Genomic DNA, 20132 nt, shown 5'->3' on the forward strand with positions numbered 1-20132 from the left:
CAGTGGATCGACGGTCGGGGCCCCGCTCTTCGGAAATGCGGCCCTGTCAGCGGCCGCTCCCCCGCCAAGCCCTACTTCTCCCCGACGCCGTTTCCATCAGCCGCGACAGGCGGGCGGAGAAGGCGGCCGGTTCGATCGGCGGCTCGCCGTCGAGCGGTGGTTCTGCACCGAGGGCGAGGCGCTGGCGGCCGGGTAGCGGGCGCCGCTGTGGGGGGCCACTGACCCTCCGCGGCGTCGCCGTGAGCTGCCCGACGCCCCAAGGCGCGACGTTGACCAATCGCTAAGGATGCCGGCACGTTCGTGCTTAGCTCTCGACGTCCTCAGTGGCGCGAGCACCGAAGAGTAGGAGGTTGATCATGACCAAACGGAAGTGGCCGGTCTTCATCACGAAGAATCTCGGGCCGGACGACGACGACACGATACGAGAAACACTCCGAAAACCACCTCGCCGTCGTCAAGCTCGCAGCCGCAAGGATCTGGATGCGCGTTATGAGTCGGTGACCTAGTCGACGCGCATCCAGCCTTGCGGCATCAGCCGTTCTTGCGGCCGAAAGCGCGTCTTGTAATCCATCTTGTGCGAACCTTCGACCCAATAGCCGAGATAGACGTAAGGCAGGCCGAGTTCACGGGCCTTGGCGATGTGATCCAGGATGACGAAGCTGCCGAGGCTTCGGTCGTAGGCCGCTGGATCATAGAAGGAATAGACCATCGACAAGCCGTCCGCGAGAATATCGGTCAGCACGACGGCACGCAGTTCGCCGCTGCCCCGCCCGGTAATGCGACTGTCCGGCCCTCTCGGCCGATACTCGACGATGCGGGTCGTGACATGGCTGTCCTCGACCATCATGGCATAGTCGAGCACAGTCATGTCGACCATGCCGCCATCGGAATGGCGGGCATCGAGATAATTGCGGAACAGGCTATATTGCTCGGAGGTTGGCGTGGGATTGCGGATCTCGCCGACCAGATCGGAATTGCGCGACAGGATACGCCGGAAGCTGCGCGAGGGCTTGAAGGCGTTCACGACAACGCGCACCGAAATGCAGGAGCGGCACGCTTCGCAAGCCGGCCGGTAAGCGATTGTCTGCGAGCGCCGGAAACCGCCTTGCGTCAGGATATCGTTGATCTCGGCCGCGCGTCGTCCGACCAGATGCGTGAAAACCTTCCGCTCCTCCCGCCCCGGCAGATAGGGGCACGGCGACGGCGCCGTCAGATAGAACTGTGGCGTATCGCGCGGCTGTGTCGTCACGGCGCAACTCGCATGCGCGGCCTGTCTGGTCGAAGCACCCTCGTCACGATAGCACCGCGCCTTGCGTCCTCAAACTTGGATCGAGGATCTGGTCAGTCCCGCACCACGGTGAGCCCGGTGAGCACATCGTGCAGCAGGCGTCGGTCGCTGCGCAATAGGCCGGTGATGATATCGATCAGCCAAAGCACCACCGTGCCCGCCGCCACATAGTAGAAGAGCGCGTGGACGCCAGCGGTGATCACGTCCGGCCGCCCGTCGTTGCTGATGACCTTCAGGCCGAGCAGGCGCATGCCGATGGTCGCCTGCCGAGGTCCGCCGACGGTGATCGCGCTGTAGATGACTGCCGTGGCGGCCAGGGCCGGATAGAGCAACCAGGCGAGCCCGAAGGTCAGAACGCCGAGGATGCTGATGATCATCCCAAGCACGAGGATCAGAAATCCAATGACGCAGAGATCGATCAGATAGGCGAAGAACCTCGGTGTGAGGACGCCTCTGGTCGACCACATGTCCCGCTCGGTGGGAACTGACCGGGACGGCGAGGGGCTGGGCGTTGGATAGGTCACACGTGATCTCCGAAGGAATGCTCGCCTGATTATATAGTGCGCCATGGCGATTGCTGCAGGCGTTCCTGTTCAGCACGGCTTCGGGCGGGGTGCCAACCCGTCCGCGGCGAGCGCCTCGAGCACGCGGCGCGGATACCGAGCCGGCTGGCGATCTGGATTGCCGATCTTTCGTGCGGGCCACGCCAAGATCGCGCGGCGATTATAAGCTTTTCTGATTAGCATCAGAAATCGAGAGCGATCAGTCATGAGCTTCACAAAAAAACTAGAGAGCATCATTGGTCCACTCAAAGGGCGAACTGATAATTGGATCTCTGAACCGACGATCAGCGAGAATGCGTTGAAAATAGAAGGAGAGCGCGGATATTTTTATCATGGTGGCGCTGGTTCCGACACATGCGCCGGCGTGAATGGTGTGAGAGACATCTATCACTATCATTCACTGGCCGATGCGCCGCTTTCGCCAAGAAAGGTAGAAACCCTTCTCAATTATCGTCCGAAAGACGAGCGTGGGCGGGACGAGGACAAGATCGTCTTCGATGAGCGGTTCGCAATCGTCGAGGAGCGACAGGGACATCTGACGCTCGCCAGGCTGAAAGCGGTCCAGTTCGAAGCGACGGGCAACGCGCAAGCGCTCCTGGTGCAGGATACCGAGACCTACAGGCCTCACACCTACATCATCGGCGACGCCAACGGTGACGGAAAGGTCGACAGCCTGATCGACGTCCAGGCGCATATTACCGGCGCCGACATCAGCTTCGGGACATTCAATGATGAGCCTCCGCCAGTCGCAGGGGATGTTCTTCCGGCCAAACACGAGGAGATGCCGCTCCTGGGGACAGGAGGCATACCCCTGCCAGATTCGGACTCATGATCAGCACCTGACAATTGGGGCGAGCGCATTGCGCGTCGATCAATCGAAAGTGGTTCGATCGTGCGTGGAAACCAGCAAGTGGGCCGACCAACTTAACGGTCAACAATTCAGCCCAGAGTCCTAAGGCCCTCGGTCCTGCTCAGCACGGCTTCGAGCGTCCACCCGGGTGGGTGCCAACCCGTCCGCGGCGAGCGCCTCGAGCACGCGGCGTGAATGCTCCGCATCGCGGGTTTCGATCGTGAGGTCGATGGAAACGCCCTTGGCCGGCACGTCGAGAAAGAGCCGGCCGTGCGACACTTCGAGGATATTGGCGCCGAGTTCGCCGAGGCGGCTGGCGATCTGGCCGAGAATGCCGGGACGGTCGCTGGCGGTGATGCGGAAGGAGACGATGCGGTCGGCCCGCTCCAAGGCTCGGACCATCACCGAGGCGAGGAGGCGGGCATCGATATTGCCGCCGCAGAGCACAAGCCCGACACGCCGCCCGCGAAACCGTTCGGGATAGGCGAGGAGGGCGGCCAGCCCCGCCGCGCCGGCCCCTTCGGCCATGGAGTGCTGCAGGGTGGCATAGGCATTCACCGCGCTTTCGAGCGCTGCCTCGTCGACGGTGAGCATCTCGCCGACGAGCGCACGCACGATGGGCAGAGTGAGCTGGCCGACGGTCTTCACCGCTATGCCCTCGGCCAGCGTCGGCCCGCCGATCGGCCGCTCCTCGCCGGTCAGCGCATTATGGAAGGAGGGGTAGAGGGCCGCCTCGACGCCGATGATCTCGATCTCGGGCTTCAGCGTTTTGGCCGCGACCGCCATGCCGGAACACAAGCCGCCACCGCCGATCGGGATGACGAGGCAGTCGAGGGCAGGATCGTCGGCGAGCATTTCGAGCGCGATCGTGCCTTGCCCGGCCATGATCGCCGGGTCGTCATAGGGATGGATGAAGACGAGCCCCTTTTCGGCGGCGATCGAGCGCGCCCGGACGGCCGATTCGCTTACGGTCTCGCCGTCGAGCACAACCTCGGCGCCATGGCTGCGCGTGTTCTCGACCTTTACGAGGGGGGTCGTCTGCGGCATCACGATGGTCGCGGGAATGCCGAGACGCTTGGCGTGGTAGGCGACCGCCTGGGCGTGATTGCCCGCCGACATGGCGATGACGCCGCGGCGGCGCTCCTGCGCCGTCAAGGCCGAGAGCTTCACCAGCGCGCCGCGCTCCTTGAAGGAGCCGGTCGCCTGCATGTTCTCATATTTCACATGGACGTCGGCGCCGGTGAGCGCGCTGAGCGCAGGCGAAGCGAGCAGGGGGGTGCGCACAATCGCCCCGCAGAGGAGCGCAGCGGCCTTCTCGATATCCGCCAGGGTGATGATGTCGACGGCCGGCAGTTGCACGGGTGTTCTCCCGAAGAGATTCGCGACAGGCAGTATGCCTTGAAGCCGTTTATGCGCCGACTTTCCAGCCGATGCATGCCCCGGACCGCATTTTTCATGGTCCCCGCGGCCTGCCGCCGTCGTCGCCGAACAACCCGTCGGGCTTGAAGATGAGGATCGTCACGAGCAAGGCATAGACGGCTATGTCACGGTTCTCGATGGGCATGGTCGCCGACCATACCGCCTCGCCGATACCGATAATGACGCCGCCGAGGAAGGCGCCGCCGACGGATCCGATGCCGCCGAGCACGGCGGCGATGAGCGCCTTGAGGCCGAGCGTCAGGCCCATCGTATAGCCGACGCTGCCGTAGCGGATGGTCACGATGAAGCCGGCCAGCCCGGCAAGCGCGCAGGCGACCAGAAAGGTTCGGTCGAAGAGCCGGCCGCCATCCACGCCGCAGAGGGCAGCAGCGCCGGGGTCATCGGCATAGGCACGCCAGGCGCGGCCGAAGGCGCTGAAGCGCATGACCCCGACGAGGAGGAGGGCGGTTCCCAGCCCGACGGCGGCGATGCCCAGCGTCATGGGTGTGACCGTGACCGAGAAATTCGCCGCCCGGGCGATGGTGATCGGGTTGTTCCATACGGGCGGGACCCACTGCGGCCGCGAGCCCTGGGCGAGCCGCAGATATTCGGCGAGCGCCAGCGCCAGTCCGACACTTGCGATGAGGACGCGCTGGCCGCTTCCGCCACGGATCGGCGCAATCGTCAGGCGACCGAGGACGAGGCCGTGCAGGGCCGACGAAGCGAGCGCGAGGATGAGGCCGACACCGATGCCGATGATTGGCGCGGAGGCACCGCCGGACAGGGCGAGCCCGACCCCCGCCGCAGTGGCGACGCCGCCGAGGACGGCAAATTCGCCGAAGGCGAGATTGATCCGGCCGATCAGGCCGAAGACAAGCGCGTAAGCGGCAGCGATCAGGCTGTAGATGGCCACGAGCGGCACGGCGGCGATTGCCTGTTGCAGGCCGAGCCCGAGCGCTGCCGAGACGAGCGGCGCATCGGCCGGGATGGGCGTGCCGCCCGTCTTCTCCGCCTCGGCCGCGTCGAGATAGAAGCGCTTGAGAAAATAAAAATTGGCGTTGGGCAGCGGCCCGCTCTCCGTGGCGATGCCGATGAGCAAGGATTTTTCCGCGGCAAGGCCGCTGCCGGCGAAGCGGCAGATGACGAGGCGTTGGCGCAAGCGGCCTGCGGCATCCGCCACGGTATAGTCGATGCGCAGGCTGTCGGGCAGCGGTCCCGGTCGCGCCGATCCAATGTCGCGGACGGCATCATCCGGATTGAGCGGCGCGATGACATCCTGACATACCCGCTCCTGCTCGGCATCGACCCGCGCGCAGGCCGCCGCGAGCAGAGCAAGGCCGATGGATGCAAGGATGAGGGTGCGCCGCATGACACGAGTTAGAGCCGGCCACCGCAGCCTCACAAGCGATATTTGGCGTGGCGCGGGGGCGCTGAACGCGTAATGGGACCGACCAGAGACGGATAAGACTACGCACCCCCTAAAAGCGACAGCGCGTTCCCGCTCGCGACCATCTGCTGCTCGGCCGGGGTAAGCTCGCAGGCAGCCAAGGCTGCGGGGAGGCGATCGGCCACGGACGGCTCGACGAAGATCGGCCAATCGGTGCCCGTGAGAACATGATCGGCGCCAAGAGTGTCGATGGCACTGCGGATCAGGGTCGGATTGAGCCCCATGGTGTCGATGTAGACATGCCGTCGGGTCAGCGTCGGAGCGTCGCGGCGGATCGTTCGTCCTTTCCCTTCCCCAGATGCGCCCGCCATGAGCACGGCGCCCATGGCAAGGGTCGTCACGACCACGCGAAGGGAGGGGAGCTCGTCGAACGTACCGCTCTCGATGAGCGCGATGAGCGCCGCGCCGTTGATCGTCCCGCGATTGAACGAGGTTCCGAGCCGCCCATAACGTCCAAGCCGCTTGCGCAATGCGGCATCGGTAAGGGGGTGGACGAACACGGGCACCCCAATTGCCGCTGCCGCGGCAAGTGTCGGCCGTGCTTGCGGCGCATCGAGAAGGAGATCGTTTCGCGCGCTTTCCAGGAAGGCACCGCGCAGCCCGAGTTCGCGAACGGCGCGGATCAGTTCGCGTGCACCATCCTCACCGGTGAACGCATCAATGGTCGCCAGTCCATAGAGCCGACCGCGATGTCGCGCGACAAGTTCCGCCAGTTGGTCGTTCACGCGTCTGGTGAGGTCGGGCGAGACCCCGCCGTCTGCATCTTTCAGGAACTCCAGAGGGGTATTCACGACGCGTGCCGCGATGCCGGCCGTGTCGATCGAAGCCAACAGCGCCTGCGGATCGGAGAGGTTGCGGTTGACCTTCTGCCAGTGCGCGCTCTGGCTCGCGGGCGCCGATGATCCGGCGTTCGACTGGAATGCAGGACCGACAAAGTGGTTGTGGAAGTCGATGATGCGAAGAGCCGTCTTGGTCTGCGGTTGGGCGCTGGCCGCTGCACTGCCGAGGCCCGCCAGTGCGGCGGCACCAATCAGAAGCCGTCGCCGGTCTTCGCGCATGCCGCTCATGTGGTCCTCGCGTTTGGCGACGCGATCGTCCGATGAGGCTCTCTGCCCGATGCGGCAGATGCCGAGCACGGAACATCCGGGCTTTCGCCGGCCGCGATCACGCTTCAAGGCATCGTGGTCTCGAAACCGCCTTGCGTCAAAGGCTTGCTCGATCCCTCGATCGATACCGGGGCCTCATTCTTTCGGCGGAGCGGCGACTTGGTTCCAGAGATGATGCTCGGGGCATCGCATCACGCCTCAAAAAGGCTCAGCCGCCCGCGCGATCGCCCTTGAGGAGGGCCGCGGCACGCGGCGCGAAATAGGTGAGGACGCCGTCGGCGCCGGCCCGCTTGAACGCGATCAGGCTTTCCATCATCGCCTTGTCGCCGGAGATCCACCCGTTGCGGGCGGCGCCTTCGATCATCGCGTATTCGCCGGAGACCTGATAGGCGAAGGTCGGCACGCCGAAGGCCTCCTTCACGCGGTGAACGATGTCGAGATAGGGCAGGCCAGGCTTGATCATCACCATGTCCGCGCCCTCTTCGAGATCGAGGGCGACCTCGCGCAAGGCCTCGTCGCCGTTGGCGGGATCCATCTGGTAGGTCCGCTTGTCGCCGACCAGCGTCGTGTTGCTGCCGATCGCATCGCGGAAGGGGCCGTAGAACGCCGAGGCGTATTTGGCGGCATAGGCCATGATCTGCACGTGGTCGAAACTCGCCCCGTCGAGCGCGGCGCGGATTGCACCGACCCGGCCGTCCATCATGTCGGAGGGGGCGATGACATCGGCCCCGGCGTCGGCAAGCGTGAGTGCCTGCTCGACCAGCACCGCGACGGTCTCATCATTGAGGATCTGGCCGTCGGCGATCAGCCCGTCATGGCCATGACTGGTATAAGGGTCGAGCGCGACATCGGTGATCACGCCGACTTCCGGCACGGCTGCCTTGATGGCGCGCACCGTGCGGCACAGCAGGTTGTGCGGGTTCATCGCTTCCGTGCCGCCTGCGTCGCGCAGCGCCGGATCGATATAGGGGAAGAGCGCGATGGCGGGAATGTCGAGGGACGCGGCACGCTCCACCTCCCGCACCACGTCGTCGACGGACAGGCGCTCGACGCCGGGCATGGAGGCGATGGTCTGGCGCTCCTTGCCCTCGATCACGAACAGCGGCCAGATCAAATCATCGATGGTCAGCACGTTCTCGCGGACGAGACGCCGGGCCCACTCGGTCCGGCGGTTGCGACGGGGGCGTTTGACCAGGCCAAGGGAGGCGCCTTCCGCGGACGTCTCGGCGCCAATGGCGGCGGGGGACCTTCGCGCGAGGGAAGAGACAACCTTGAAGGACATGGGACGCGTTCCGCTTTCGTGCTGTTCGTTCTCTCGATAGCACTTTGGCGCCGATATCGGAATGCAGGCGCGGCGGGCAGTGCGTCGCAGGGGCTTTAAGAGGCGGGACATCACGGGAAAACCCTTTCCAGCACTTGCGGCCATGCTCTAAGTGTGAGGCTTGGGACGCCCTGGAGATAATCGAGCGGCTCCGCGGGAGAGGGTAGGGATGGCACGCACGCCCAATGAAACGCCGAGACGGCAAGGCTTCGGCGATGTCCTCAACAGAGAGGTCGCCGCCGGCCTGCACTGGGACGCCGTGCTCGTGTGGTTCTTGAGGGCCATGGCGATCGTGTGGCTCGTCACCGGCCTCGGCCATTGGGCGATACTGCTCGGCGTCTTTCCGGGCGACGCGCCCTTCGAGGGGCGGCCGCTCGCCTTCCAGGCCACCATCACCTATTTCGCGGTGATCGACCTCGTTGCAGCCGTCGGCTTGTGGCTGACGAGCACATGGGGCGGGGTGATGTGGCTGCTCGCGGTGATGAGCGACCTCATCCTGGCGATCTTCTTTCCGCAGATCATCGGTCACAGTCTTCTGACGATCGCGGCCCTGATCGTTCTCGTCGGCGCCTATTTCGTCATTTCCTGGCTCGCCGCGCGCACAGCGGACTAGATCTGGTCGACTACCCGCCGCGCTGGTTATGTCACGTCGAGCGACATCGCTCGGCTGCCATGATGAAGCCGAGAAGATTATCGAAAAGATCCTGAGATTGGTGCTGTCGAGCACAGGCGAAGTTTGCGCAATTCAGCCCTGATTCACTGAAATGCGGAAATCTCTTGTTCACGCTATCACTTAAGCTGCTTTTCACGGGTGCGCGCTAGAGTGACCTCACAATTCGCAGAACCGATGAACGGTTCGCAAAGCAATTTGATGAGGCGTTCAATGCAAACCGCAACAGATTATATTGGGAACGTGACTTTTTCAGACGGCGTCCCGGAGATCAACTCCCTTTACCTGGAATCGCTCAGCCTGGTCGAGCGGCTTCACCGCCGTCTGCTCGACGTCATCAAGGACGAGTTCGAGCGGCGTGGTGGCTGCGAGATCAACGCCGTGCAGGCGCTTCTGATCTACAACATCGGCGACAAGGAACTGAGCGCGAGCGAGCTGCGCAACCGCGGCTATTATCTCGGCGCCAATGTCGCCTATAACGTGAAGAAGCTTGCCGAGATGGGCTTTCTTCAGCAGACCCGGTCGCGTGTCGACCGCCGATCCATGCGCATTACCCTCACGGTAAAGGGCCGGGAGGTGCACGACGTCATCGCTCAAGTCTACGAAAAGCATATGCGCACGATCGCGCCGCTCGGCGGAATCTCCTGCGACGACTTCAGGGGGCTCAACAGGGCGCTCCAGCGTCTCGAGCGGTATTGGGGCGATCAGATACGCTACAAGTTGTGAGCAAGCTCGGCCTTATCCCACGGCTGTGCTGTCGGTATTCCGTTGCGCTATTGCAACAGGGTCCGGGCGATGAATCGCCCGGACCGATGGTGCCACAAATTAGCCTGACTGCTCATGGTTGTTTAACCACACGCTACCTATAGTCCCGGTGTGGATCCCGGCGGCGACGTCGAGATCGTGGGCTGTGGTTCTTGGGGCAGTTTCAGTCAAACAGTGGGATTAGGGCCGTGAGCCTTCGCTACACTTTATCGAACGCCGGACTTCTCGGCGCGCTCGCCGTCACGGCTGTCGCGATGCCGGGTCTCGCTCTCGCTCAGCAGATGGCGCTTGGCGCGCAAGCGGAATGGCAGCAGGGTTATGACGTGGCGACCAGCATGCGCCTCAGGCGCTCGTCCACGCCGACCCTGTCGCCGCAAGCGGTCGCCGCCACGGAAGAGGCGATCACGCGCTACCGCGACATCGTGGCGCGGGGCGGCTGGAACGAGATCCATCCTCGGCAGAGCCTCCGGGTCGGCGTGCGGAGCCCGGATGTGGTCGCGCTCAGGCAGCGGCTGGCGGTGACGGGCGACCTCGCCATTCGCTCGGGCGATTCTGATATTTTCGATTCCTATGTCGAGGCGGCGGTGAAGCGCTTCCAGGCGCGGAACGGTCTGAACCCGACGGGCATCGTCAACACCAATACGGTCTCGGCGATGAATGTGCCCGCCGATGTGCGGCTGCGGCAGCTCGAGACCAATCTGGTCAGGCTGAAGTCCTTCGCGGGCAACCTCGGTAACCGTTACGTGATCGTCAATATTCCCGCCGCGCAGGTGGAGACGGTCGAGAACGACCGGGTGATGACGCGGCATAATGCCGGCGTCGGCAAGATCGATCGGCAATCGCCGATCATGAATGCCAAGATCACCCAGGTGAATTTCAATCCCTTCTGGACCGTGCCGGCCTCGATCATCCGCAAGGACCTGATCCCGAAGATGCGGCAGGATCCGACCTATCTGACCGACAACAAGATTCGGGTCTACAACGGTCAGGGCCAGGAGATCGCGCCGCAGCAGATCAACTGGAGTACAAACGAGGCGACCCACTACATGTTCCGGCAGGACCCCGGGGCGGATCTCAATTCCATGGGGGTCGTGCGCATCAATATTCCCAACCAGTACGGCGTCTATATGCATGACACGCCGTCCAAGGGCGTGTTCGGCGACGACTTCCGCTTCGTGTCGTCCGGCTGCGTCCGCGTCCAGAATGTGCGCGACTACATCACCTGGCTCCTGAAGGACACGCCGGGCTGGGATCGTGCCCATATCGACGCGGCCATCGCTTCGGGTGACCGGATCGATGCGAGCCTCGCGCAGGCCGTTCCCGTCTACTGGACCTATATCACCGCCTGGGCGACGCCGGACGGCGCCGTGCAGTTCCGCGACGACATCTACAACCGCGACGGTCTGAACATCGCCAAGGTGATGAGCTATCAGGAGATCGAGGAGAAGGAAGAAGCCACCAACTGAGGTGGCCGGTTCCTGCACCAGATCGAGCAGCAAAGGCCCGCCTTCTGGCGGGCCTTTTTTTGTTCGCCCCGTCCATGTTGGCCTTGGCCGATGCTCATGATAAGGGGAACAACATGACTGCCGGTTTGGCGGGATGACCCCTATATGTCGTAGCTGAAGGCGTGCGCGCTTGGCGGTCGCCGCGCCATTCCGGCCTTCGGTCACGGGAGTTGAGAGCATGAGCGCGCACGAAGCTGTGGCTGCAAGCCATATGTCGAACAGCTTTTTTTCGGCTTCCCTGGCGGATGCCGACCCGGAGATCGCCCATGCGATCACCCTCGAGCTCGGACGCCAGCGCGACGAAATCGAGCTGATCGCCTCCGAGAACATCGTCTCCCGCGCCGTGCTCGAAGCGCAGGGCTCGGTGATGACGAATAAATATGCCGAGGGTTATCCCCGCCGGCGTTATTACGGCGGCTGCCAGTTCGTCGATATCGCCGAGGATCTGGCGATCGCGCGTGCCTGCCGGCTGTTCGACTGCCGTTTCGCCAATGTCCAGCCCAATTCCGGCTCGCAGGCCAATCAGGCCGTCTTCATGGCATTGATGCAGCCGGGCGACACCTTCATGGGGCTCGACCTCGCCGCCGGGGGCCATCTCACCCACGGCGCACCGCCCAATATGTCCGGCAAATGGTTCCGGCCCGTGTCCTACCCGGTCTCGCCGACGGATCACCGCGTCGACATGGACGAAGTCGAACGGCTCGCGCGTGAGCACAAGCCGAAGGTGATCGTGGCCGGCGGCTCGGCCTATGCGCGCCACTGGGACTTCGCTCGCTTCCGGGCGATCGCCGATGCGGTCGGGGCTCATTTCATGGTGGACATGGCGCATTTCGCCGGGCTCGTCGCCGGTGGGGCCCATCCCTCTCCCTTTCCGCATGCGCATGTGGTGACCACTACCACTCACAAGACGCTGCGCGGCCCACGCGGCGGCATGATCCTGACCAATGACGAGGATCTCGCCAAGAAGATCAATTCGGCGATCTTCCCCGGCCTGCAGGGCGGTCCGCTGATGCATGTCATCGCCGCCAAGGCGGTTGCCTTCGGCGAGGCGCTGCGGCCCGACTTCAAGCACTATGCCCATGCCGTGGTCGAAAATGCCAAGGTGCTCGCAGAAAGTCTATCGTCGGCCGGCCATGCCATCGTCTCGGGCGGCACCGACAGCCATCTCATGCTGGTCGACCTCAGGCCGAAGGGGCTGACCGGCAAGGCCGCCGAGGCCGCACTCGGGCGCGCCGCCATCACCTGCAACAAGAACGGCGTGCCGTTTGACCCGGAGAAGCCGACGGTTACCTCCGGCATTCGCCTCGGTAGCCCGGCGGCGACGTCGCGCGGCTTCGGCGCTGCCGAGTTCGCCGCGGTGGGCGCCATGATCGTCGAGGTGCTCGATGGCTTGGCGGCTCATGGCGAGGCGGAGAACATGGCGGTGGAGGCGGCCGTCCGTCAGCGGGTCCACGACCTCACGAAACGCTTCCCCATCTATGGCTGAAGGCCTGACGCGGCGTCGGCGACGCCGCGGGCCGGCCGCGGAGTGAACCATGCGTTGCCCCTTCTGCGGCAATCAAGACACGCAGGTGAAGGACTCGCGTCCGACGGATGACCATTCGTCGATCCGTCGCCGCCGCATCTGCCCGGATTGCGGCGGGCGTTTCACCACCTTCGAACGCGTGCAGTTGCGCGAGCTCATGGTGCTCAAGCGCTCCGGCCGGCGTGTGCCCTTCGACCGCGACAAGCTCACCCGATCCGTCAGCGTCTCCCTGCGCAAGCGGCCTGTCGATCCGGAACGGGTGGAGCGCTTGATCAACGGCGTCGTTCGGCAGCTCGAAAGCACCGGCGAGCCGGAGGTGACGAGCCAGATGATCGGCGAGGTGGTCATGAAGGCGCTGCGCAATCTGGACACGGTCGCCTATGTGCGCTTTGCCTCTGTCTATCGGAATTTCCGCGAGCCCCAGGATTTCAAGGCGCTGATCGGCGAGCTCGCTCTGGAGGAGCCGGGCGGGGAGGGTGAGGCGGAGGCCGCCACGAAGGATCGCTGATCGGCAGATCGCTGTCCTTCTGTCCGTCCAGCTTTCGTGTCACGGTTTCGCATGCCATCACCGGTCCTGAGCGCCGATCCCGCTGCCGACATCCGCTTCATGCGCGATGCGCTGGCGCTCGGCGCCCGGCATCTCGGGCTCACCTGGTCCAATCCGTCAGTGGGCGCGATCGTGACGCGCAACAGCCCGACGGGGCCGGTCATCGTCGGCCGTGGTATGACGCAGCCCGGCGGGCGCCCGCATGGCGAGCCCGTGGCACTCGCCGCCGCGGGAGATGCTGCGCGGGGCGCGACGCTTTATGTCGCCCTGGAGCCCTGTTCTCACTGGGGGCGTGCAGGCCCCTGCGCGGATGCGGTGATCGCCGCCGGCATCGCCCGCGTCGTCTCGGCCATCGAGGATCCCGATCCGCGGGTCGCCGGAGGCGGGCATGCCAAGCTGCGTGCGGCGGGCATCGCGGTTGATACCGGCGTGCTCGCGGCGGAAGCCGCGCGCTGCCATCGCGGCCATGTCCTGCGGGTGCGGCAAGGGCGGCCGGCGGTGACGCTGAAGCTCGCCGCAACTGCAGACGGTTATGCCGGGCTCGCCGGCGAGCGCCTCCTCATTACCGACCCGGCGGCGAATGCGCGCGTGCATCTCATGCGCGCCCATGCGGATGCGGTGATGGTGGGCATCGGCACGGTGATCGCCGATGATCCCCTGCTGACCGTGCGCCTGCCGGGGCTCGCCGAGCGTTCGCCCATCCGGATCGTCATCGATACGCATCTCAGGACACCGCTGACGGCCCGCCTCGTCGCGACGGCCCGCGAGCGGCCGACCTGGATCATCGCGGGCACTGCCGCGCCGGTGGGGACGGAGCGCGCGCTGGTGGCGGCCGGCGTCGAGGTGATGCGCGTCGCAACAGTGGACGGCCAGGTCGATCTCGCTGCCGCCCTGCAGCTCCTCGGCATCCGTGGCCTCACCCGCATCTTCTGCGAGGGCGGCCCGCGTCTCGCGGATGCGCTGGCCGGCGCCGGGCTCGTCGACGAACTGATCACGATTACGAGTACAAGACGGCTCGACGATGCAGCCGCCCCTCTTGGCATTTCCGCTTTCGGTCCCCATCTTGCCGCGGCCCTCGGCAACGGCACCTTCACCGCCGTCGACAGCTACCTGATTGCCGGCGACAGGTTCGCGCATCTGGAAAGGCCCGCCCTATGTTCACCGGCATCGTGACCGACATCGGCAAGATCATCGCCGCCGAGGACTACCAGGGAACACTGCGCCGGCTACGCATCGCCTGCCACTATGCACCCGAGAGCATCGCGATCGGCGCCTCGATCGCCTGTTCCGGCCCATGCCTCACGGTGACGGCCGTGGGGCCGTGCGAGGGCGGCGCCTGGTTCGAGATCGATGCCGCGGCGGAAACGCTGGCGCGTACCACCGTTGGCCGTTGGACCGTCGGCACGCGTATCAATCTCGAGCGCTCGCTCAAGATAGGCGACGAACTCGGTGGGCATATCGTCACGGGCCATGTGGATGCGATCGCCACCATTGTGGCGCGCGAGGATGTCACGGGAACCACCGATGGCGCATGGGGCGCGACGGCGCGTTTCGATATCCGCGTTCCGCGGGAGGTGGCCGCTTTCATCGCTGCCAAGGGGTCTGTCGCCCTCGATGGCTGTTCGCTGACCGTCAACAGCGTCGAGGATAGGCAGTTCTCGGTTCTCCTCATTCCGCATACGCTGGACGTCACCACCTGGGCGGACCGTCGCCCGGGCGACGAGCTCAATCTCGAGGTCGATCTCATGGCGCGCTACGCCGCGCGCCTTGCAGAGGCGCGGGCGGCGGGCTACTGAGCAAGGCGGTTCGACGACGCGTTCTTCCGACCGACCCCTCACGATTGCAGTTCGAGGTTCGATCTTTCCCATGGCAGTTCCACGCCAAAGCCAGCCGTTCGTTCCTGACGCCGCCGGCGCGCGCGTGCTCATCGTCGAAGCACGGTTCTATGACGACCTCGCGGATGAGCTTCTGCGGGGCGCCCGTCAGGCGCTCGCGGCGGCGGGCGCTGTCGCCGATGTCCTCACCGTGCCCGGCGCGCTCGAATTGCCGGCGGCGCTGGCCATCGCTCTGGATGCAGCGGAGGCCAAAGGGGCGCCTTATGACGCGGCGGTGGCGCTCGGTTGCGTCATTCGCGGCGAAACCGGCCATTACGACATAGTGGCGAACGAGAGCGCCCGCGCCTTGATGGATCTCGCAGTGGGGCGGCGGCTGCCTTTCGGCAACGGCATCCTGACGGTCGAGAACGACGCGCAGGCCTGGGCGAGGGCGCGCGTCAACGAGCAGGACAAGGGCGGCGGCGCCGCTATTGCAGCGCTCGCGGTGCTGCGCATCAAGCGCGACCTCATGAGCGGGACGCGGGCGTGATGGCGAACGCGACCTTGTCGAAAGGGGAACGACGCAGCGCCGCCCGTCTGGCGGCAGTGCAGGCGCTTTACGAAATGGATGTCGCCGGCACGGGCGTGCTGGAGGCGGTTGCCGAATTCGAGAACCACTGGATGGGCCTCGAAATCGACGGCATGTCGTTCAAGCAGGCGGAGGCCGCCTTCTTCCGCGACATCGTCGCTGGCGTCGTGCGTGAGCAGAAGCCGGTCGATCGCCGTGTGGATGCCGCGCTCGCCAAGGGCTGGCCGCTGACGCGAGTGGAAATTGTGCTGCGCGCGGTGCTGCGTGCTGGCTGCTACGAACTGATGTTCCGCCCCGACGTGCCCGCCAGGGTGGTGATCACCGAATATGTCGACGTTTCCCGCGCCTTCTACAGCGAGGACGAGCCGGGCTTCGTCAATGGCGTGCTCGATGCGATCGCTCGCGAGGTGCGGCCGGGCGAGCTCGCACCGCGCAACTGACGATCCGGGCCGGCGCGGTACCTCGCCGGCCCTCGCTGCCTCTTGTCAATCGACCGGCGCCGCGTCAGAACAGGTGCGACGGAGAGGTGGCCGAGTGGTTGAAGGCAGCGGTCTTGAAAACCGCCGTGCGGGCAACCGTACCGTGGGTTCGAATCCCACCCTCTCCGCCAAATGCCGTTGATTATTGAGCACTCCACCGTCAAAGCCAAAACGGTCCGAATCGTCCTACCGCAACCAAAGCCGGGCCATGCCGCGGTGTCTGCTTCTGACTCATTGACGTGCTGCAGCGGGCGCATGCGCGTCGAGTTCATCGTGGTCGGCTATCAGCCGAGCCAAGCCATGGGCGGCGGTTGGGCAACCTGTGCGCCTGGCGCGACGAGACCGGATAGCTGCCTTACGCTGGCGGAGTCGGCGTCGGCCAAATTGATGTGCCGAGTGGGCCGCCGGGACGATCCGACGCTTAGCGCATGGCCTTGGCATCGGCATGCTTGAGCGCGCCAACCGTCGCGCATGAGCATCCGCCGTGTCGCGATCGACGAGCAGGCCTGAAGTCCGGCTGTCAGTAGGAGCTCTTCGCGCTGACGGAGCCCATGCCCGACCGCATCGAGCCGACGCTCGCCGGCCCCACGCGCAGCGGCGAAAGCGTCATCATGAGAGCGATAGGGAACAGCACAAGCATAGAAATAATCGAGAAGACCGCGGCGACGTTGCCGTAATTGCCGCCCACGGCGGGGCAACCACCATAAAAGCCGAAGAATATGAAACAGGCGATCGTCATCACGAACTGACGGCGGAGCACATCGTCGCTGTAGACCTTATCCAGGACAACAGGCGCGAGGCGGCGGAAAAAATCCCAGGCCGCCCATACGGATGGCAGAACCACGAACGGAAACAGTGTCCAGGCAGAGATGCCGAGCCCCTGGGCGGCAAGCGCCATATCGCCATGCGTCGTAATCGTACGCACGGGCGCATAGCTCCAGAGATTGGCGCAGGCCATGAGCGCCAGCCAGAATAGAAACAATGCACTTGCGGGCCGCATCCGGGACAGATGTCGCCTCAGGATCAGCCTGAGGGCCACGTAGAGAACGCCGTTGCCTATCGCTGCACCAGACAGCGCGATCGCCGCCGCGGCATAGCCATGCCCGGCATCGAATATCGGCTTATAGTCGACATTCTCGTCGATCTCCTGTTGCAGCAGGATGTTCGATAAATCCAGATGACCGTAATGAAGGTGCAGGGGGTTCGACTTGAACCCGAGCAGCCACGCCATTGCAGCATGAGAATACTCATGCAAGAAGAAGGCAATAGCGTGCGTGACGAAGAGAGCTCCCACTGTCACGATCGCGAATCGAAGGTCGGTCGCACGCGTCGCAGGGTCGAGAGGCTCAAGATCAACCGCGCCTTTGCCCATAAAAACCCCTACTTCACCGTGGCTGGGTTCGGCGGGTGACGACGGCACTGTCAGCTCAGCCGGGCGTGTCGGTAAGTGCCCACGCTTCTGTTACGAGTATACGACTTGAGCCTTATGGCAAGGCTCGTGCTTAGCCTTCGATCAACGACGCGTCCCGCAAACGCGAGGCGCGTCAGTTTGAGTTCGGCCCAAGCCGCGTGCCCCGGCCCACGATGCCAAGCAATTGCGTTTAGGCAGCGGCGTCCCGGCTGTTGGCAGCCATTCCCGGCCATGCCTGCGGTGGCGTCCATTCTTGCGCTTCACACCGACTGCCGCATGGGCCGCGATGAGGCCATTTTTGCCGTCTCGGAATGGACCAAATGTGACGTGCGCGCCGGCTCGTCAGGCCGAGGCGTTGTCGCCACCCATCATGGCTTGAGGGTCCATCCACACCAACTCGAACACATGGCCGTCGGGATCCTCGAAGGTGCGGTTGTACATGAAGCCCAAATCCATCGGCTCGCGGATATCTGCCTTGCCGCCGGCCTTTGCCGCGGTTTCGGCGAGCGCGTCCACCTCTGCGCGGCTATCGCGCGACAGGCAGAGCAGCACCTGGCAGGTGGCATGCGCGTCGGGGATCTGCTTCGAGGTGAAGGTCGAAAAGTAGTCGCGTGTCAGCAGTTGGAAGGTGATCACGTCCGACCAGACCATGGAAGCTGCGTTCTGGTCACTGAACTGCTCGTTTTTCTCACAACCGATCGCCTGATAAAAGCGGGCGGAAGCGGCGAGATCCTTCACCGGCAGATTCACGAAGATCATCTTGGGCATCGCTCGTCTCCTTTGATCGAGGCTCCTTGCCTCTGCGCTGCGCACATCTTACTGGCCGGTGGCTCGCAACGGCGCCGCCCCTGTTGAGTCAGCTTTGCCGGACGGCTCCCGTACAACGGGAAACAGGGCCCTGAGGCGCGGGTCGCGGAGCCAGAGGCCGCCCCACATGAACAGTCCGAGATAGACGCTGAACAGGATATGGCTGAAGAGCGGGCTGCCGGCCCGGATCTGGGTCGCCATGGCGCCCCCGAGCAGTCCCATCATCAGCACCGCGCCGAGCAGCCTTGTGCGTGGGGCGAGGTAGAGCACGAGGCAGGTCAGCTCGATGATGCCGATCATGAAAGCATAGCCGGGAGGCCAGCCAAGCTGGGCCATCGTTTCCTCCGCCACAGGCAATTGGAGCAGCTTGGGAGCGATGGAGGCGCCCAGCAGGAAGAGGGCGAAAAGCCCGGTCAGAATGCGACCGGTCCAGAGCATCGCGGGCGTGTTCATGCTGTCCTCCCGTGTTTATGCAGCCAGTGCGCGAGCCGGTCGAAAGTGCCCGTCCAGCCGTGGCGGTGCCCGGCAAGGCTTTGCTCGGACTTCAATCCCTGCTGCGTGAAGTCCATTTGCGTCCGCCCATCGGGGAGCGGGGTGAGGACGACGGTTACGAGCGTCTCGACCGGGGTGCCGTCCTCATGGTCGTCGCTCTCCCATTTGAAGCTGAACACCAGCCGCTCGGGCGGAACGACCTCGCGGTAGATGCCGCCCTGCCAGAGCAGGCGATCCTCCGTCGGCGAGCGCAAGCAGGCGCGCCAGGCACCGCCCGGACGCAAGTCCTGCTCGGTGTGCACCGCCGGCCATTCGGGCGGCCCGAACCATGCGATCAGCATCTCCGGCCGCGTCCAGGCGTGCCAGACGAGTTCGCGCGGCGCATCGAAGGTGCGGCGCAGGTGGAGCGACGGCGGGGCAGGGCCCTCAGTGGGGGGCGCCATCGTCGCCAGCCGGTTGAATGCTCTTAAGGTAGACGTCCAGCCGTTCGAAGCTCGATTCCCAGAAGTGACGATACTGATCGATCCAGTCGGCGATCCCCTTCATCGCAAGCGGTTCGATCTTGGCCGGCCGCCATTGCGCGGTGCGGCCGCGACTGACGAGGCCGGCATTCTCCAGCACCTTGAGGTGCCGCGAGATGGCCGGCAGGCTCATCGCGAAGGGCGCCGCCAGATCGTTCACCGACGCCTCGCCTTTACTTAGCCGGGCAAGTATCGCCCGGCGTGTCGGGTCCGCGAGGGCCGCGAACTGGATGCTCAAGGTATCGGTCTGCAACGGCAATCCTCGTATTTAACAGGAGTGTTAAGTACGCGGCGGAAGGCTGTCAAGCACCGGGCTGTGTCCGCTCGCAAGCGCGCAGCTCAGCGAAGAAGGGCAGGTGGCCGGTATTCCGCTGATTTTCACGCCTGACGAGACGTCCGGCGATGGCCGGATCCGGCGGGAGCTCGCCCGTTTGCCCCGGGCTGCTCAGTCGATCGGAATGTCGAAATGCAAAACTTCCTCCCTGACGCCGAGCTTGTCATAGAGCGCGACGGCAGGTTCATCCGGAGGATCGGCCTGGACGAAGATGACATAGGCACCGCGTGCCGCGCCTATGGTCTTGAGCCGGTTGATCAGGGCGGTCGCCACGCCCTTTCGGCGATGGGATGAGGCGACAGCCAGGTCGTAGATATAGATCTCGCTGCGCGCCTGCTCGAATTTCGGCAGTTCATAGGCCGCAAGTCCGCCGATCACGGTGCCGGCCTCCAGTGCCGCCAGGGCAATGAAATGTTCCCCGGCCAGCAGCTTGCGCAGATAGGCCGTGTCCGGTTGCGCGCCCGTATAGGTGTCGAACTCATCGAAGGCCTGGCCCATGACGGCCAGCATTTCGCGGAACAGCGCGATATCGTCACCGGTCAATCGGTGAAGGGTAGAGGATGTCTGCGTCATGGCCTTCTCCGGCAATGCGCGCGACCATAGCCCAATCCCTGTTACCGCGACAGAACGGGTGACCGCACCGGCGCGCCGCCGGCCGCTCGATTTCGCGACTGGCTCT

The 20132-nt window shown here is 64.6% G+C and carries 23 protein-coding genes and 1 tRNA gene; 12 read left to right on the plus strand and 12 right to left on the minus strand.

Annotation, left to right across the window (positions count from 1 at the left end; genetic code table 11):
* Positions 1–356 precede the first annotated feature (356 nt).
* Positions 357–506: a hypothetical protein gene (locus tag ACFQU1_RS23390; protein ID WP_378137301.1), complete on the plus strand. Its 150-nt coding sequence runs from the start codon at positions 357–359 to the stop codon at positions 504–506.
* Here ACFQU1_RS23390 and ACFQU1_RS23395 read toward each other — a convergent pair.
* Both ACFQU1_RS23395 and ACFQU1_RS23400 read right to left on the minus strand, forming a co-directional pair.
* On the minus strand, positions 503–1249 hold the full coding sequence (locus ACFQU1_RS23395; protein ID WP_378137303.1) for an arginyltransferase: 747 nt from the start codon (positions 1247–1249) through the stop codon (positions 503–505). The two genes, ACFQU1_RS23390 and ACFQU1_RS23395, sit on opposite strands and share 4 nt — an antisense overlap.
* 92 nt (positions 1250–1341) lie before the next feature.
* Positions 1342–1755 (minus strand): RDD family protein, encoded by a 414-nt coding sequence (locus tag ACFQU1_RS23400; protein ID WP_378137305.1) that lies wholly within the window; start codon positions 1753–1755, stop codon positions 1342–1344.
* 301 nt (positions 1756–2056) lie between these two features.
* On the opposite strand from ACFQU1_RS23400, the gene ACFQU1_RS23405 reads away from it, so the two are divergent.
* Positions 2057–2683 (plus strand): hypothetical protein, encoded by a 627-nt coding sequence (locus ACFQU1_RS23405; protein WP_378137307.1) that lies wholly within the window; start codon positions 2057–2059, stop codon positions 2681–2683.
* A 120-nt stretch (positions 2684–2803) separates the two neighbouring features.
* Here ACFQU1_RS23405 and ACFQU1_RS23410 read toward each other — a convergent pair whose 3' ends face one another.
* The 4 genes from ACFQU1_RS23410 to hemB form a co-directional block, all read right to left on the minus strand.
* On the minus strand, positions 2804–4060 hold the full coding sequence (locus ACFQU1_RS23410; RefSeq protein ID WP_378137309.1) for a threonine ammonia-lyase: 1257 nt from the start codon (positions 4058–4060) through the stop codon (positions 2804–2806).
* A 94-nt stretch (positions 4061–4154) separates the two neighbouring features.
* Positions 4155–5489: a branched-chain amino acid ABC transporter permease gene (locus ACFQU1_RS23415; protein WP_378137311.1), complete on the minus strand. Its 1335-nt coding sequence runs from the start codon at positions 5487–5489 to the stop codon at positions 4155–4157.
* A gap of 98 nt (positions 5490–5587) precedes the next feature.
* The gene (locus ACFQU1_RS23420) at positions 5588–6703 is read right to left on the minus strand and encodes an amidohydrolase family protein (protein WP_378137312.1); all 1116 of its coding nucleotides are present in this window, start codon (positions 6701–6703) and stop codon (positions 5588–5590) included.
* Positions 6704–6881: 178 nt separating this feature from the next.
* The gene (gene hemB, locus ACFQU1_RS23425; RefSeq protein WP_378137313.1) at positions 6882–7955 is read right to left on the minus strand and encodes a porphobilinogen synthase; all 1074 of its coding nucleotides are present in this window, start codon (positions 7953–7955) and stop codon (positions 6882–6884) included.
* Positions 7956–8163: 208 nt separating this feature from the next.
* On the opposite strand from hemB, the gene ACFQU1_RS23430 reads away from it, so the two are divergent.
* The 10 genes from ACFQU1_RS23430 to ACFQU1_RS23475 all read left to right on the plus strand — a co-directional run bounded on the left by ACFQU1_RS23430 (position 8164) and on the right by ACFQU1_RS23475 (position 16019).
* Positions 8164–8607, plus strand: a complete 444-nt coding sequence (locus ACFQU1_RS23430) for a DUF6163 family protein (protein WP_378137315.1) — start codon at positions 8164–8166, stop codon at positions 8605–8607.
* A gap of 258 nt (positions 8608–8865) precedes the next feature.
* Positions 8866–9390 (plus strand): MarR family winged helix-turn-helix transcriptional regulator, encoded by a 525-nt coding sequence (locus tag ACFQU1_RS23435; RefSeq protein WP_378137317.1) that lies wholly within the window; start codon positions 8866–8868, stop codon positions 9388–9390.
* A gap of 293 nt (positions 9391–9683) precedes the next feature.
* The gene (locus ACFQU1_RS23440) at positions 9684–10895 is read left to right on the plus strand and encodes a murein L,D-transpeptidase (RefSeq protein ID WP_378138333.1); all 1212 of its coding nucleotides are present in this window, start codon (positions 9684–9686) and stop codon (positions 10893–10895) included.
* A 217-nt stretch (positions 10896–11112) separates the two neighbouring features.
* Complete coding sequence (gene glyA / locus ACFQU1_RS23445; RefSeq protein WP_378137319.1) at positions 11113–12420, plus strand: serine hydroxymethyltransferase; 1308 nt, start codon at positions 11113–11115, stop codon at positions 12418–12420.
* 49 nt (positions 12421–12469) lie between these two features.
* The gene (gene nrdR / locus ACFQU1_RS23450) at positions 12470–12967 is read left to right on the plus strand and encodes a transcriptional regulator NrdR (protein WP_378137321.1); all 498 of its coding nucleotides are present in this window, start codon (positions 12470–12472) and stop codon (positions 12965–12967) included.
* 51 nt (positions 12968–13018) lie between these two features.
* Positions 13019–14179: a bifunctional diaminohydroxyphosphoribosylaminopyrimidine deaminase/5-amino-6-(5-phosphoribosylamino)uracil reductase RibD gene (ribD, locus tag ACFQU1_RS23455; RefSeq protein WP_378137323.1), complete on the plus strand. Its 1161-nt coding sequence runs from the start codon at positions 13019–13021 to the stop codon at positions 14177–14179.
* A complete protein-coding gene (locus tag ACFQU1_RS23460) occupies positions 14161–14802 on the plus strand; it encodes a riboflavin synthase (RefSeq protein ID WP_378137325.1) in 642 nt (213 codons plus the stop codon). The genes ribD and ACFQU1_RS23460 overlap by 19 nt, the downstream gene beginning before the upstream one ends.
* 70 nt (positions 14803–14872) lie before the next feature.
* On the plus strand, positions 14873–15370 hold the full coding sequence (gene ribH / locus ACFQU1_RS23465; RefSeq protein WP_378137327.1) for a 6,7-dimethyl-8-ribityllumazine synthase: 498 nt from the start codon (positions 14873–14875) through the stop codon (positions 15368–15370).
* Entirely contained in the window at positions 15370–15849 is a 480-nt protein-coding gene (gene nusB, locus ACFQU1_RS23470) for a transcription antitermination factor NusB (protein ID WP_378137329.1), read from the plus strand. Before ribH ends, nusB begins: the two co-directional genes overlap by 1 nt.
* A gap of 80 nt (positions 15850–15929) precedes the next feature.
* Positions 15930–16019, plus strand: a tRNA-Ser gene (locus ACFQU1_RS23475).
* Positions 16020–16408: 389 nt separating this feature from the next.
* On the opposite strand, the gene ACFQU1_RS23480 is transcribed toward ACFQU1_RS23475, so the two are convergent.
* From ACFQU1_RS23480 to ACFQU1_RS23505, 6 genes are all read right to left on the minus strand, one after another.
* Complete coding sequence (locus ACFQU1_RS23480) at positions 16409–17260, minus strand: hypothetical protein (RefSeq protein ID WP_378137331.1); 852 nt, start codon at positions 17258–17260, stop codon at positions 16409–16411.
* A gap of 381 nt (positions 17261–17641) precedes the next feature.
* A complete protein-coding gene (locus ACFQU1_RS23485) occupies positions 17642–18067 on the minus strand; it encodes a VOC family protein (protein ID WP_378137333.1) in 426 nt (141 codons plus the stop codon).
* 48 nt (positions 18068–18115) lie between these two features.
* Positions 18116–18559 (minus strand): DoxX family protein, encoded by a 444-nt coding sequence (locus tag ACFQU1_RS23490; RefSeq protein ID WP_378137335.1) that lies wholly within the window; start codon positions 18557–18559, stop codon positions 18116–18118.
* Positions 18556–19041: an SRPBCC domain-containing protein gene (locus tag ACFQU1_RS23495; protein WP_378137337.1), complete on the minus strand. Its 486-nt coding sequence runs from the start codon at positions 19039–19041 to the stop codon at positions 18556–18558. The genes ACFQU1_RS23490 and ACFQU1_RS23495 overlap by 4 nt, the downstream gene beginning before the upstream one ends.
* The gene (locus ACFQU1_RS23500; protein ID WP_378137339.1) at positions 19025–19372 is read right to left on the minus strand and encodes an ArsR/SmtB family transcription factor; all 348 of its coding nucleotides are present in this window, start codon (positions 19370–19372) and stop codon (positions 19025–19027) included. The genes ACFQU1_RS23495 and ACFQU1_RS23500 overlap by 17 nt, the downstream gene beginning before the upstream one ends.
* A gap of 192 nt (positions 19373–19564) precedes the next feature.
* Positions 19565–20026, minus strand: a complete 462-nt coding sequence (locus ACFQU1_RS23505; protein ID WP_378137341.1) for an AAC(3)-I family aminoglycoside N-acetyltransferase — start codon at positions 20024–20026, stop codon at positions 19565–19567.
* Positions 20027–20132 lie beyond the last annotated feature (106 nt).

Source organism: Chelatococcus sp. GCM10030263 (assembly GCF_042666455.1).
GTDB lineage: Bacteria > Pseudomonadota > Alphaproteobacteria > Rhizobiales > Beijerinckiaceae > Chelatococcus.

What these genes read in the sequence shown, in the direction of transcription:
- ACFQU1_RS23390 (WP_378137301.1), top strand. Translation starts at nt 357, where the DNA reads ATGACCAAACGGAAGTGGCCGGTCTTCATCACGAAGAATCTCGGGCCG.
- ACFQU1_RS23400 (WP_378137305.1), bottom strand. Translation starts at nt 1,755, where the DNA reads ATGTGGTCGACCAGAGGCGTCCTCACACCGAGGTTCTTCGCCTATCTG.
- ACFQU1_RS23405 (WP_378137307.1), top strand. Translation starts at nt 2,057, where the DNA reads ATGAGCTTCACAAAAAAACTAGAGAGCATCATTGGTCCACTCAAAGGG.
- ACFQU1_RS23415 (WP_378137311.1), bottom strand. Translation starts at nt 5,489, where the DNA reads ATGCGGCGCACCCTCATCCTTGCATCCATCGGCCTTGCTCTGCTCGCG.
- hemB (WP_378137313.1), bottom strand. Translation starts at nt 7,955, where the DNA reads ATGTCCTTCAAGGTTGTCTCTTCCCTCGCGCGAAGGTCCCCCGCCGCC.
- ACFQU1_RS23430 (WP_378137315.1), top strand. Translation starts at nt 8,164, where the DNA reads ATGGCACGCACGCCCAATGAAACGCCGAGACGGCAAGGCTTCGGCGAT.
- ACFQU1_RS23435 (WP_378137317.1), top strand. Translation starts at nt 8,866, where the DNA reads ATGAGGCGTTCAATGCAAACCGCAACAGATTATATTGGGAACGTGACT.
- ACFQU1_RS23440 (WP_378138333.1), top strand. Translation starts at nt 9,684, where the DNA reads ATGCCGGGTCTCGCTCTCGCTCAGCAGATGGCGCTTGGCGCGCAAGCG.
- glyA (WP_378137319.1), top strand. Translation starts at nt 11,113, where the DNA reads ATGAGCGCGCACGAAGCTGTGGCTGCAAGCCATATGTCGAACAGCTTT.
- nrdR (WP_378137321.1), top strand. Translation starts at nt 12,470, where the DNA reads ATGCGTTGCCCCTTCTGCGGCAATCAAGACACGCAGGTGAAGGACTCG.
- ribD (WP_378137323.1), top strand. Translation starts at nt 13,019, where the DNA reads ATGCCATCACCGGTCCTGAGCGCCGATCCCGCTGCCGACATCCGCTTC.
- ACFQU1_RS23460 (WP_378137325.1), top strand. Translation starts at nt 14,161, where the DNA reads ATGTTCACCGGCATCGTGACCGACATCGGCAAGATCATCGCCGCCGAG.
- ribH (WP_378137327.1), top strand. Translation starts at nt 14,873, where the DNA reads ATGGCAGTTCCACGCCAAAGCCAGCCGTTCGTTCCTGACGCCGCCGGC.
- nusB (WP_378137329.1), top strand. Translation starts at nt 15,370, where the DNA reads ATGGCGAACGCGACCTTGTCGAAAGGGGAACGACGCAGCGCCGCCCGT.
- ACFQU1_RS23480 (WP_378137331.1), bottom strand. Translation starts at nt 17,260, where the DNA reads ATGGGCAAAGGCGCGGTTGATCTTGAGCCTCTCGACCCTGCGACGCGT.
- ACFQU1_RS23485 (WP_378137333.1), bottom strand. Translation starts at nt 18,067, where the DNA reads ATGCCCAAGATGATCTTCGTGAATCTGCCGGTGAAGGATCTCGCCGCT.
- ACFQU1_RS23490 (WP_378137335.1), bottom strand. Translation starts at nt 18,559, where the DNA reads ATGAACACGCCCGCGATGCTCTGGACCGGTCGCATTCTGACCGGGCTT.
- ACFQU1_RS23495 (WP_378137337.1), bottom strand. Translation starts at nt 19,041, where the DNA reads ATGGCGCCCCCCACTGAGGGCCCTGCCCCGCCGTCGCTCCACCTGCGC.
- ACFQU1_RS23505 (WP_378137341.1), bottom strand. Translation starts at nt 20,026, where the DNA reads ATGACGCAGACATCCTCTACCCTTCACCGATTGACCGGTGACGATATC.